Source organism: Hydrogenophaga intermedia, assembly GCF_000723405.1.
Taxonomy (GTDB): Bacteria; Pseudomonadota; Gammaproteobacteria; order Burkholderiales; family Burkholderiaceae_C; genus Hydrogenophaga; species Hydrogenophaga intermedia.
Genome location: NZ_CCAE010000046.1, coordinates 1 through 12,481 on the forward strand (window position 1 = coordinate 1; position 12,481 = coordinate 12,481).

Genomic DNA, 12,481 nt, shown 5'->3' on the forward strand with positions numbered 1-12,481 from the left:
CCCATGATGCGGCGCAGAAGGGACCCGCCATGAACCACCCCCGCCACCCCCGCCTCTTCGGCGACCACTTCCTGACCAGCCTGACCGACGAAGAGCAAACGGTGGTGCAGCGCGTGCGCGAGCTCTGCCGGGACACGCTCGGACCGAACGCCGCCGAGGTGGCGCAACAGGACGTCTTCGCCTGGGAAAACTTCCGCCTGCTGGCCCGCGAGGGCATCGTCGGCACCGCCTTTCCGCGCCGGTTCGGCGGCACCGATGCCCGCCAGCAACTGCGCGTGCGCATCATCGAGGAGCTGGGCCGCGTGTGCAGCACCTCGGCCTCGCTCATCACGGGCACCGACCTGTCCAGCCGCGCCATCGTGGCCGGCGCCAGCGAGGCGCTGCAGGAGCAACTGGTGCCCGGCCTGTGCACCGGCGAACTGCAGGCCGCGTTCGGCCTGACGGAGCCCGAGGCCGGCTCCGACGTGCGCGGCCTGCAGACCCGGTTCCGGCGCACGTCCGAGGGGTACCGCATCACGGGCCGCAAGAAGTTCATCACCCGCGCGAGCACGGCCGACTGGTTCGTGATCGTGGGATGCGCCGAGGACGATCCGTCGACCTTCCTGGCCGCGCTGGTGCCGCGCGACGCGCCCGGCTTCTCCATCGGCCCCGAAGTGGGCAAGCTGGGCTGGTACGGCGTGCCCATCTCGTCGCTGACGCTGAACGACGTGGCCGTGCCGGCCTCGCACCGCCTGGGCGCCGAGGGCGAAGGCTTCAGCCTGGCGCAGGACGCCCTGCTGCGCGCACGCATCGGCCACGCCGCCATGGCGCTGGGCCGCGCGATCGGCGCGGTGGAGATCGCCGCCGCCTACGCCAGCGACCGCAGCAGCTTCGGCAAGGCCCTGGGAGAGCACCAGGGCGTGCAGTGGATGCTGGCCGACATGGTGACCTCGATCGAGGCCTCGCGCGCGCTGCTGGCGCTGACGGCGCAGAAGTACGACAACGGCGACACCGACGTGGCGACCTACGCGTCCATGGCCAAGCTGCAGGCCACCGACCTGTGCATGAAAGTCGTCACCGATGCGCTGCAACTCACCGGCGGGCGCGGCTACCTGCAGGACTTCCCCCTGGAACGCTTCTTCCGCGACGCCAAGCTCAATCAGATCGGCGAAGGCGCCAGTGAAGTGCACAAGACCGTGATCGGCCGCGACTGGATGCGGCGCGCGCGGTCCGCCGAACGCAACCCCTGCCTGCGCGAGGGGTCCCTCGTGGACTACTGACAAAGACCGACGCCCCATGACCGCCCCCGACGCCGCCCTCCCGACATCATTCCGCGCCGTTCGCACCCACGTGGTGGACGGCCGCACCGAAAGCCGCCTGGAAGCACTCACGCTGGACGAACTCAGCCCTGGCGAGGTGGTGATCCGCAACCGCTACGCGGGCGTCAACTTCAAGGACTGCCTATCGCTGCACGGCAAGGCGAAGATCATCACCGGCTTTCCCCGCGTGGCCGGCATCGAGCTGGTGGGCGACGTGTTGCACTCGGACGCCGCCGGCATCGCGCCGGGCCAGACCGTGCTGGTGCACGGCTTCCAGACCGGCATCGCCTTCGACGGCGCCTTCTCGGAGGTGGTCCGTGTGCCCGCGGCCCACGTGCACGCCCTGCCCGCCGGGCTGACGCCGCTGGAATGCGCCACCCTGGGCGTGCCGGCCTTCACCGCGGCCATGGCCCTGGAGCGCTTTCAGATGGAAGGCCTGCGTCCGGACTCGGGGCCCGTGGCCATCACCGGCGCGGGCGGCGCCGTGGCGCTGATGGCCATGGGCATCCTGGCGCGCACGGGTCACCAGGTGGTGGCGATCACGCGCCGCATGGAGCAGGCCGATGCCCTGCGCGCCGCTGGCGCGAGCGAGGTGCTCGACGCGAGCGAGCTGCTGGCCGCGCCCCCGCGCGCGCTGGAGAAGCCCCGCTTCGCGGCGGCCATCGACAACGTCGGCGGGCCCATGCTCTCCTGGTTGCTGCGCTCCACTCAGGACCAGGGCTGCGTGGCCTGCGTGGGCAATGCGGCCAGCAACAGTTTCGATGGCAGCGTGCTGCCCTTCATCATGCGATCGGTCAAGCTCGTGGGCATCGTGGCCAACGCGCCCTGGGAGCAACGCCACCGGCTGTGGGCCCGCCTGGGCAGCGACTGGAAGCCCGATGTCGAGCGAATCATTCCGCAACTGAGCTTCATCACCCTGGACGAGCTGCTGCCCTTCAGCGAGGCGCAACTTGCGGGCCGCAACTCGGGCCGCGCACTGCTGAGGTTCGACACGCCATGACCCGGAACATCACCACCCGCCCGCGCGGCCAGTACTTCGACGAGTTCGCCGTCGGCGATCGCTTCCAGACCGCGCGGCGCACCATCACGCAAGCCGACATCGTGAACTTCGCTGGTGTGTCGGGCGACTTCAACGCCCCGCACATGGACCATGAGTTCTGCCGCACGCAACCCTATGGCGAGCCCATTGCGCACGGCCCGCTGGTGTTCGCCGTGTCCACCGGGCTGCTGTGCCAGTCGGGCCTGAACGACGGCACGCTGGTGGCCATGCTCGGCATCGACAAGTGGCGCATCCACGCGCCGGTGAAAGTGGGCGACACCTTGCACCTCACGATGGAGGTGATCGAGACGCGCCTCACCAGCCAGGGCGACCGCGGCGTGGTGGGCTTTCGGCGCGAGATCGTGAACCAGCGGGGTGTGGCCGTGCACACCATGGAGGTGCAGTGCATGTACCTGCGCGACCCCGATCGCGCACCGTTGCCGAACTGAGTTTCAGACCACGCCCTGCGCCCGCAGGCGCTCCAGTTCCTCGCCACCGATCCCGAACGCGCCGTACACCTCGGCGTTGTGCTCGCCCACCGACGGCCCGGTGCGCGGCAGCTTCATCTCACGCCCCACCACGCGCGGCACGATGCAGGGCGCGGGCAGGCTGCCGCCGTCGGGGTCCGGCAGCCGCACGATCGCGCCACGCGCGATGAAGTGCGGGTCCTGCTCGATGTCCTCGATGGTGTAGGCCTTGCTGAATGGCACACCCGCCTGCTCCAGGCGTTCGGACACGACGCTGTAGTCGTGCCTCGCGAACCACGCGCCCAGCAAGTCATCGAGCACCTGCAGGTGCTTCACGCGCGCCGGGTTGGTGTTGAAGCGCGGGTCGCTCGCCATCGCCGGCTCTCCAATGGCTTCGCACAGGCGCGTGAAGATCGCGTTCGATGAGGCCACGAGCGTGAAGAACTGGCCGTCGCGGCTGCGGTACATGTTGGACGGCGCCGTGTAGCTGGCGCGGTTGCCCTCGGGCCGGCGCACCTGGCCCAGCGCTTCGTGCTCCACCGGCAGGCAGTCGAGCAGGCGAAACAGCGCCTCCGTGGCCGCCAGGTCCACCTCCACGCCCATCGCCTGCGGGTCGCTGCGCAGGCGCACCATCTCGGACGCGATGGAGAACGCGCAGAAGAGACCCGCCACGGCGTCGCCAACGGGGAAGTTGCTGTGCAGCGGCGGCCCGCCCGCTTCGCCGGTGAGGTTGGTGAAGCCGCTCATGGCCTCGAAGATGCGCGCGTACCCGGGCCGCGACTTGTACGGCCCGGTCTGCCCGAAGCCGGTGAGCCGCACCACCACCAGGCGCGGGTTGGCCTGGTGCAGCGTGGCGATGTCCAGGCCCCAGCGGTCCAGCGTGCCGCTGCGGAAGTTCTCCACCAGCACGTCGAACTGGGGAAGCATGGAGAGGAATATCTCCCGGCCGCGCGCCTGCCGCACGTCCAGCGTGATGCCGCGCTTGCCGCGGTTGGCCACCTTCCACCACAGCGGCACGCCGTCCTTCACGGGCTGCAGGCCGCGCAGGGCGTCGCTGCCGTCGGGCAGTTCCAGCTTCACGACATCGGCGCCGTGATCGGCACACAGAGTCGCACCCATGGGGGCCGCGAGCACGGTCGCCATGTCGAGGATGCGCACGCCCGCGAGGGCGCCGGCGGGGCTTGAAGTGGGGTTCACGGTGGGTCCTTCGTTCTGCGGCCACTGCGGGCCACGCCGCGCGGTTGTGCCAGAGCATTCCGCTGCCCACAATCGATGTTTCGCACAGCGAAACAGTGATTTACCCCGCCCACCGGAGATCCCATCATGGCCACCAAGCAACCGAAACGCGGCATGACCTCCATCACGCTCCCCGGTCTCGTCGACCCCCACGACCTCGCGGAGGACCGCCAGTTCTCCATGAACCTGGCGCGTGGTCTCAACGTGCTGCGCGCTTTCACCGTGGCCGAACCGGTGCTGGGCAACCGCGACATCGCCGAGCGCACCGGCCTGCCCAAGCCGACGGTGTCGCGGCTCACGTACACGCTCACGCTGCTGGGCTACCTCACGCGCGACCCGGCGCTGCAGAAGTACCGCCTGGGCAGCGGCGTGCTGTCCCTGAGCCACCCCCTGCTGGCCGGCGCGCAGGTGCGCCAGGTGGCGCGGCCCTTCATGGAACAACTGGCGCGAAGCACCGGTTGTTCGGTGAACCTGGGCATGCGCGACCGCGCCGACGTGGTGTACCTCGACGCCGTGCGCGCCGACAAGGCCAACCCGCACTGGCCCGACATCGGCAGCACGCGGCCGCTGCTCGCCTCGGCCATGGGGCGCGCGCTCATCCAGAGCCTGCCCCGGCCAGACCAGGCCGCGATCCTGAACTACCTCAAGGTGCACGACCGCGCGATGTACGACAAGCACCGCGCCTCGTGGGAAGCCGACCAGAAGCTGTTTGCCGCGCACGGCTTCTGCCATTCGCGCGGCGACTGGCGCAAGGACATCCACGCCATCGCGGCGCCCATCCGCCTGCCCGCGCGCGAGCAGCCGGTGGCCATGAACTGCACCCTCATCGGCTACAGCATGCCCAAGGACAAGCTCACCCGCGAGGTGGCGCCGCTGCTGCTGGAAGCGGTGCACCAGATCGAAATCGCCTACGGCGTTCGCGCCACCAACTGAGAACCCGACCGACATGATCCGAGACCCCGAAGGATTTTCGAAGCTGCTCGCCGAAGTCCGCCGCTTCGTGCGCGACGAGTGCATGCCAGCCGAAGAAGACGTGGACCGCAAGGACGCGATCCCGGAGCCTTTGGTGGAGCGCATGCGAACCCTCGGCCTGTTCGGCCACAGCATCCCCGAAGCGTATGGCGGCGCGGGGCTCACCAGCGAGGAGCTCTCGCTGGTGAACATCGAGGTCTCGCAATGCGCGACCGCCTTTCGCGCGCGCTTCGGTGGCAACACCGGCATCGCTTCCGAATCGCTGGTGGTGGACGGCACCGAGGCCCAGAAACGCCAGTACCTGCCGAGGCTGGCCAGCGGCGAACTGACCGGCTGCTTCGCGCTCACCGAGCCGGAGGCGGGATCGGACGCGACCGCGCAGAAGACGCTGGCTGTACGTGATGGCGATCACTTCGTGATCACGGGCCGCAAGTGCTTCATCACCAACGCGCCCCTGGCCAACCTCTTCACCGTCTTTGCGCGCACGGACGCGCAAGCCAAGGGCGCCCGGGGCATTACCGCGTTTCTGGTCGAACGGGGCGCGCCAGGCCTGTCGACGCCCGAGGCCTACCGCAAGATGGGCCAGCACGGCTCGCCGGTGGGCGAGGTGGTGCTGGAGCAGGTGCGCGTGCCCGCCAGCGCCATCGTCGGTGGCCCCGAGCTGGAGGGGCACGGGTTCCGCACGGCGATGCGCGCCCTGAACAAGCAGCGCATCAACCTGGCGGGCCTGTGCATCGGGCCGGCCATCCGCCTGGTCGACGAGATGGTCGTGCGCGCCGCGAACCGCCGCCAGTTCGGCCAGGCCATCGCCGAGTTCCAGCTGGTGCAGCAAATGATCGCGCAGAGCAACACGGAAGTGCACGCCGCGCGCGCGCTGTTGCTGGAGACCGCGCGCAAACGCGACGACGGCCTCGACGTGACGATGGAAGCCTCGATGTGCAAGCTGTTCGCCAGCGAGATGTGCGGGCGCGTGGCCGACCGCGCCGTGCAGGTGTTCGGCGGCCAGGGCTACATCAACAACAACGTGGCCGAGCGCTTCTACCGCGACGTGCGCCTGTTCCGCCTGTACGAAGGCACGAGCCAGATCCACCTCACCAACATCGCCAAGCGGACCATGGCCATGGCCGCAAACGATTGACTGCAACCACAACCAGGAGACAAGCCATGACCCTCAGCCGCCGCACCCTGCTGGCCAGCGCCGCCAGTGCACTGGCCTTCGCCACCGCACCGTCCTTCGCCCAGGACAACTTCCCGAACAAGCCGATCCGCATCATCGTGCCCTTCTCCGCCGGGGGCATCGTGGACTCGATCGCGCGCGCCATCGGCGACAAGCTGTCCGCGCGCTACGGGCAAGCCGTGATCGTGGAGAACAAGGCTGGCGCGGGCGGTGCCATCGGCACGGACTTCGTGGCCAAGTCCGCCCCCGATGGCTACACCCTGCTGCTGGTGAGCCCGGGCTACGCGGTGATTCCCAGCCTGCAGAAGAACGTCACCTGGAACCCGGTGCGCGATTTCAAGTCGGTGGCGGGCATTGGTGTGGTCCCCAACGTCATCGTCGTGCACCCGAGCGTGGAAGCGAACACCCTGCCGGAGCTGATCGCCCTGGCTAAGAAGCGCAGCGCACCCGTGACCTACGGCACCGCCGGCATCGGCACGTCCAACCACTTGGCCGGCGAGCTGCTCGCGCAGGAAGCGGGCATCAAACTCACCCATGTGCCCTACAAGGGCCAGCCCGACGCCCTGAACGACCTGCTCGCGGGTCGCGTGGACATGATGCCGCTGACCGCCGCGCTGGCCATGCAGCACGTGAAGGCGGGCAAGCTGCGCCCCCTGGCGGTGACCACCGCGAAGCGCGCCAGCGCCGCGCCCGAGCTGCCCACGGTGGCCGAGGCCGCCAAGCTGCCCGACTACAACGTGGGCACCTGGTTCGGCCTGGTGGCCCCGGCCAAGGTGCCCGAGCCCGTCATGCGAAAGCTCTCCGCCGACGTGGCGGCCGTGCTCGCCATGCCCGACATGAAGGCGAAGTTCGACACCCTGGGCATGGAGTTCGCGCCACAGAGCGGGGCCGAGTTCGACGCCCTGGTCAGCAGCGAGTTCACGCGCTGGAGCCGGGTCATCAAGCAGGCCGGCATCGAGCCCCAGTGATGGCGCCGCGCACACCGATCTGCGAACGCCTGGGCATCCGCCACCCCATCTTCGGTTTTTCGCATTCCGTCGATGTGGCGGTGGCCATCGCCGAGGCCGGGGGCTTTCCGGTGCTCGGCCTGGCGCGCGAACTGCCGCACGAGATCCCCCACATCCTCGACGAGGTGCAGCGGCGCATGGGCGACATGCCGTATGGCATCGACCTCATGCTGCCGAGCCGCGTGCCGCAGGCCGCGAGCATCGACGAGCTGCGCGGCTCACTGCCGGGCGGGCACGTGGACTTCGTGCAGGGGCTGCGCGAGCGCTTCGGGGTGCAAGCCCCGACGAAGCCGAGCTTCTTCACCACGCAGGTGCGCTCCGAAGCGCTCTTCAACGAGCAGATCGAGGCCGTGCTGTCGTCGAACTGCCGGGGCGTGGCCACCGCCATCGGCTTGCGCGCCGACCTCATCGAGCGGGCCAAGGCGCGCGGCAAAGTCACCTTCTCGCTGGTGGGGTCGGTGCGCCACGCGCGCAAGGCCATGGACATGGGCGTGGAGGTGCTGGTGGCGCAGGGCTACGACGCGGGCGGCCACACGGGCCCGGTCGGCACCCTGTCGCTCCTGCCACAGATCATCGACGTGGCCGAAGGCCGGCCCGTGCTGGCGGCCGGCGGCATCGGCACCGGCGAGCAGGTGCTGGGCACCATCGCCATGGGGGCGCAGGGCGCCTGGCTGGGCACGCTGTGGATGGCCGCGCGCGAGAACCACACGCCGTCCGCGCTGCTGCGGCGGCTGGTGGACAGCGCGAGCGAGGACACGCTGATCACTCGCGCGCACAGCGGCAAACCCTGCCGTGTGGTGCGCAGCGAATGGATCGATGCCTGGCAGCAGGACGACGCGCCGACGCCCCTGGACATGCCCCTGCAACAGGTGCTGACCGGCGATGTGTTCGCCTCCATGCATGAGCACGACGACCCGCGCCTGATTTACGAGGCCGCCGGGCAGAGCGTGTTCGCCATCCGCGGCGAGACCACCGTGGCCGAGCAGATGGCCGGCCTGGTGAGCGGCATGGAACGGGCCTGGAGCCGGCTTGAACGCCTCATGGCCTGAGCTGCGCCCGCTGATGGCGCCGCGCTCGGTCGCAGTGATCGGCGCCTCCACCGAGCCGAACAAGGTCGGCGGCATGCCGATCCGGCTGCTGCGACAGCATGGCTACCCGGGCGCGGTCTACCCGGTGCACCGCACGGCGGCGGAGATCCAGGGCCTGCGCGCCTACCCGTCGCTCGACGCGATCGGCGCACCGGTGGACCTGGCGCTCGTGGCGGTCCCCGTCGCCGCCTGCGACGAAGCCATGGACCAATTGGTGCGCACGGGCGCGCGTGCGGCGATCGTGTTCAGCTCCGGCTTCGCGGAGACCTCGGACGCCGGCGCGAACCTGCAGCGCAGACTGGGCGATCGGGCGCGCGAGGCCGGCATCGCCTTGCTGGGCCCCAATTGCCTGGGGGCCATGAACTTTCACGAGCGCCTGTTCGCGACCTTCTCGCCCGTCGTGCTGCGCGACGCGCCCCGGGGTGGCCCGGTGGCCCTGGTCAGCCAGAGCGGCGCCGTCGGCGGCTACGCCTACACCCTGGCGCGCCGGGCCGGCGTGGGCATCGGCCACTGGATCACCACCGGCAACGAAGCCGGTGTGCAGGTGGCCGACGCGATTCACTGGCTGGTGCGCGAACCCGGCTGCGGGTCCATCCTGGTGTACCTGGAAGGGGCGCGCGACCTGGACCGCCTGCAGCAGGCCCTGCTCGCCGCGCGCGCGGCGGCCAAGCCCGTGACGGTGGTCAAGGTGGGGCACACGCCCGCGGGTTCGCGCGCCGCCCGTTGGCACACCGGCAGCGACACGGGCGACGCCCTGGTCTACCGGCGACTGTTCGAGGCCTGCGGCGTTCGCCAGGTGTCGACCATCGGCGAGCTGATCGGTAACGCCGCCCCGCCCGCGGCCGCCCCCACTGCCGAGAAGGGCACACCCATCGCGCTGTTCAGCGTGTCAGGTGGGGTGGGCATCATGATGGCCGACCGCGCCGAGGAACTGGGCCTCGAGCTGCCGCCGCTGCCCGAGCCCGCGGCGCAGCGCCTGCGGCAGGCCATCCCCTTCGCCTCCACCCGCAACCCGATCGACGTGACGGGACAGGTGTTCTCTCAGCCGGCCGTGCTGGTGCAGGCGCTGCACGACGCGGCCCACTGTGGCCGCTACCGCGCCCTCGCCGTGTTCCTGGCGGCGGCCGCGCAGGCGCCCGGCGTGTGGCCGCTGCTTCAGGCGTGCATCACGCGTGTGCGCGCCGACCCGGCGGCGGCCCGGCTGGTGCTGAGCGGCATCCTCAGCGCGGAACAGCAGGCCTGGCTGCAGGCGCAGGGCTGCCAGGTGTTCGCCGAACCGGCGCGGGCCGTGGAGGCGGCGGCGGCGGCGGCCTGACACGCTGACCCCCACGCTCCGCCCCAAGGCGGATCCCCCGTCGGCACCAATCACAGACAATACGCGGTTGGCCCGTCGCTCCCCCCGTTCCCCTTGACCGCTTCGCGCACCGCCCCTTCCCCTTCCGCCCCGTCGGACGCCTCGCACCGCATGACCCCCGACGAACGCCGCTCGAGCGCGGCGCTCGCGGCCATCTACGCCCTGCGCATGCTCGGGCTGTTCATCGTGTTGCCCGTGTTTGCGCTCGAAGCGCGGCGCTACCCGGGCGGTGAGGACCCGGCCCTCATCGGCCTGGCGATGGGCGCCTACGGGCTCACCCAGGCCTTCCTGCAGATGCCGCTGGGCATGGCCTCCGACCGCTTCGGCCGCAAGCCGGTGATCCTGCTCGGACTGGCGGTGTTCGCCATCGGCAGCGCGGTCGCGGCCTGGGCGCCCTCGGTGCAGTGGCTGCTGGCCGGGCGCGCGCTGCAGGGCGCGGGCGCCATCTCGGCGGCCGTCACCGCGCTGCTCGCCGACCTCACGCGCGACGCGGTGCGCACCAAGGCCATGGCCCTGGTGGGCATCAGCATCGCGCTCATGTTCGCGCTCTCCCTCGTGGTCGCGCCCGCGCTGGTGCCGCACGTGGGCCTGCCGGGCCTGTTCCTCATCACGCTGGCCCTGAGCCTGGCGGCAATGGTGGTCGTCGCCTGGGGCGTGCCAGCGGAGCCGCGGCAGCACGCGCGCGCGACCCGAGCCAGCCTGCGGGAAGTCCTGCGCCAGCGCGACCTGCTGCGTGTGAACGTGGGCGTGTTCGCGTTGCACGCGGCGCAGATCATGACCTGGCTGTCCGTGCCCGCCCTTCTGGTTCAGGCGGGGCTGGATCCCTTCCAGCATTGGCACGCGTACCTGCCGGCCCTGGCGGTCTCGCTGCTGATCGTCGGCGGCGGCCTGTTCCGGCTGGAGCGGCGGGGGCATTTCCGCGCCGTCTACCTCGGCACCATCGCCTTGCTCGCCCTGGTGCAACTGGGCTTCCTCACGCAGCTCGATCAACCCAGTCTGCCCGTGTTGAGCGCGTTGCTGTGCCTCTACTTCGTCGGCTTCAATACGCAGGAAGCCAGCCAGCCCAGCCTGGCCTCTCGCCTGGCCGCGCCGCACCAGCGCGGCACCGCCCTGGGCGTGTTCAACACCCTCATGTCGCTGGGCATCTTCGTCGGCGGCGCCCTGGGCGGCCTCGTCGCCCGCAGCTGGGGCGCGCCAGGCATCTTCGGCGCGAGCGCCGCTCTGCTGACGATCTGGCTGCTGCTGGCCTGGGGCATGCGCCCTGACACGAGCGCGCGCTGATCAGCGCGGCGGTGGCGGGCCTTCGGGACCGACGGGGGGTGGCGTGTCCAGCCCTTCGCTCGGCCCTTCACCGGGTTTCCCATGGGGCGCCGGGCCCGGTTCGGCGAGGGGCTCCGCGCCCGGTTCGGTGACGGGCTCCGCGTGCGGAACCGTGTCTGCTCCGCCTCGCCGCTGCAGCCGGCGCGTCATCATGCCCGCCAGCGCGGAGTAGAGCGGTCGGCTGATCAACCGCGCGATGAGGCTGGAGAGCATCGCCGCCGCCATCAGGCTCAGCACCATGGAACGGCCGTTGATCATCTCCATCACGATGATGAACGAGGTGAGCGGCGCCTGCGTGGTGGCGGCGAGGAAGCCGGCCATGCCCAGCGCGATGAGGCTGGGCGCCAGCAGGCGGGCGTCGTCGCCCCCCAGCAGCATGGCCACGTCGTGACCGATGCCGCCGCCGATCGACAGCGAGGGCGCGAAGATGCCACCCGGCACCCCGCTCCAGGAGGTGAGCCAGGTGGCCACCAGCTTCAGCAGCACGTACACCGGCGACATGTCGGCCTCGCCCGCGAGCATGTGGCGCACCTGCTCGGCACCGGCGCCGAAGGTGGCGCCGCCGGTGACCAGGCCGATGATCGCCACGCCCAGGCCCGCCGCGGCGGCAAAGCGCACAGGGAAACGTCGGCGAAAGGCGCTGAAGCGGTCGGGCAGTCCCTGCAGCGAGGCCGCCAGCAGGCGGCTGAACAGCCCGCCCAGCACCCCGCACACCAGTGCCACCAGCAGGCCCGGCCAGAAAGCGTGCCAGCTCAGGCGCGGCACCTCGATCGAGCCGAAGTAAGTGAGGTTGCCGAACACCGAAATGGCCACCAGGCCCGCCACGACGATGGCCGCGATGATGAGGCCGTTGTTGCGCGACTCCATCTTCTTAGACAGCTCTTCAATGGCGAACACGACACCGGCCAGGGGCGCGTTGAACGCGGCGGCAATGCCTGCGGCGCCACCGGCCACGAGCAAGGCGTGCTCGCTCATGGCCGATCCGGGCCGCAGCCAGCGGCGGGCGTCGTGCATCACGCCCGCGGCCACCTGCACCGAAGGCCCTTCGCGCCCGGCCGACAGCCCGGCCAGCAGCGCACCGGCCCCCAGCACGATCTTGGCGAACGTGAGCCGCATCGACACCAGGCCGGCGCGCATGCCGGGCGTGATGCCGTGGTCCAGCGCGGCCATCACCTGCGGAATGCCGGAGCCCGCCGCACCCGGCGCAAAGCGGCGCGTGCACCAGACGATCAGCGCCGTCAGGCAGGGCGTCCAGACCAGCACCGCCCAGGGCGCCTGCCCGTGCAGGTGCTTGAACAGTTCGAACGCTGCCTCGCTCAGCCAGGTGAAGGTCACCACGAACAGGCCCGCGGCGACGGCATAGGCCAGCACCACGGTGCGATCGACCCAGGCCCTCACGTCCGAAAACTCGTCCTGCAGGTTCTGGAAGAAGTCGGGCTCGCGCTGTCTCATGGAGGCGTGATTATTCCCCCTGCCCCAATTCGCACCGGCTTACCCGGATGCATGGGGCACAATCTGACGGA

General features: G+C 70.6%; 11 protein-coding genes. 9 read left to right on the top strand and 2 right to left on the bottom strand.

What is annotated here, in order from left to right:
• The first annotated feature begins 29 nt into the window (after positions 1-29).
• From BN948_RS19820 to BN948_RS19830, 3 genes are read left to right on the top strand one after another with little or no spacing between them, the layout of a single operon-like run.
• On the top strand, positions 30-1,259 hold the full coding sequence (locus BN948_RS19820; RefSeq protein ID WP_009519868.1) for an acyl-CoA dehydrogenase family protein: 1,230 nt from the start codon (positions 30-32) through the stop codon (positions 1,257-1,259).
• 16 nt (positions 1,260-1,275) lie between these two features.
• Positions 1,276-2,298 carry a YhdH/YhfP family quinone oxidoreductase gene (locus BN948_RS19825; protein WP_009519867.1) on the top strand — a complete coding sequence of 341 codons (1,023 nt, stop codon included), beginning with the start codon at positions 1,276-1,278 and terminating at the stop codon, positions 2,296-2,298.
• Entirely contained in the window at positions 2,295-2,786 is a 492-nt protein-coding gene (locus BN948_RS19830; protein ID WP_009519866.1) for a MaoC/PaaZ C-terminal domain-containing protein, read from the top strand. The genes BN948_RS19825 and BN948_RS19830 overlap by 4 nt, the downstream gene beginning before the upstream one ends.
• Before the next feature lie 3 nt (positions 2,787-2,789).
• Here the strand turns inward: BN948_RS19830 and BN948_RS19835 are convergent, their stop codons facing one another.
• Entirely contained in the window at positions 2,790-4,001 is a 1,212-nt protein-coding gene (locus tag BN948_RS19835) for a CaiB/BaiF CoA transferase family protein (protein ID WP_009519865.1), read from the bottom strand.
• A gap of 126 nt (positions 4,002-4,127) precedes the next feature.
• On the opposite strand from BN948_RS19835, the gene BN948_RS19840 reads away from it, so the two are divergent.
• From BN948_RS19840 to BN948_RS19865, 6 genes are all read left to right on the top strand, one after another.
• The gene (locus tag BN948_RS19840) at positions 4,128-4,973 is read left to right on the top strand and encodes an IclR family transcriptional regulator (protein WP_009519864.1); all 846 of its coding nucleotides are present in this window, start codon (positions 4,128-4,130) and stop codon (positions 4,971-4,973) included.
• A 13-nt stretch (positions 4,974-4,986) separates the two neighbouring features.
• Positions 4,987-6,150 carry an acyl-CoA dehydrogenase family protein gene (locus BN948_RS19845; protein ID WP_009519862.1) on the top strand — a complete coding sequence of 388 codons (1,164 nt, stop codon included), beginning with the start codon at positions 4,987-4,989 and terminating at the stop codon, positions 6,148-6,150.
• A 26-nt stretch (positions 6,151-6,176) separates the two neighbouring features.
• A complete protein-coding gene (locus BN948_RS19850) occupies positions 6,177-7,157 on the top strand; it encodes a tripartite tricarboxylate transporter substrate binding protein (protein ID WP_009519861.1) in 981 nt (326 codons plus the stop codon).
• On the top strand, positions 7,157-8,245 hold the full coding sequence (locus BN948_RS19855; RefSeq protein ID WP_009519860.1) for an NAD(P)H-dependent flavin oxidoreductase: 1,089 nt from the start codon (positions 7,157-7,159) through the stop codon (positions 8,243-8,245). The genes BN948_RS19850 and BN948_RS19855 overlap by 1 nt, the downstream gene beginning before the upstream one ends.
• Complete coding sequence (locus tag BN948_RS19860) at positions 8,226-9,599, top strand: CoA-binding protein (RefSeq protein ID WP_050980715.1); 1,374 nt, start codon at positions 8,226-8,228, stop codon at positions 9,597-9,599. Before BN948_RS19855 ends, BN948_RS19860 begins: the two co-directional genes overlap by 20 nt.
• Positions 9,600-9,749: 150 nt before the next feature.
• On the top strand, positions 9,750-10,919 hold the full coding sequence (locus BN948_RS19865) for an MFS transporter (RefSeq protein ID WP_009519858.1): 1,170 nt from the start codon (positions 9,750-9,752) through the stop codon (positions 10,917-10,919).
• On the opposite strand, the gene BN948_RS19870 is transcribed toward BN948_RS19865, so the two are convergent.
• Positions 10,920-12,410: a chloride channel protein gene (locus BN948_RS19870; RefSeq protein ID WP_009519857.1), complete on the bottom strand. Its 1,491-nt coding sequence runs from the start codon at positions 12,408-12,410 to the stop codon at positions 10,920-10,922. It lies immediately after the preceding gene.
• Between the last annotated feature and the right edge of the window lie 71 nt (positions 12,411-12,481).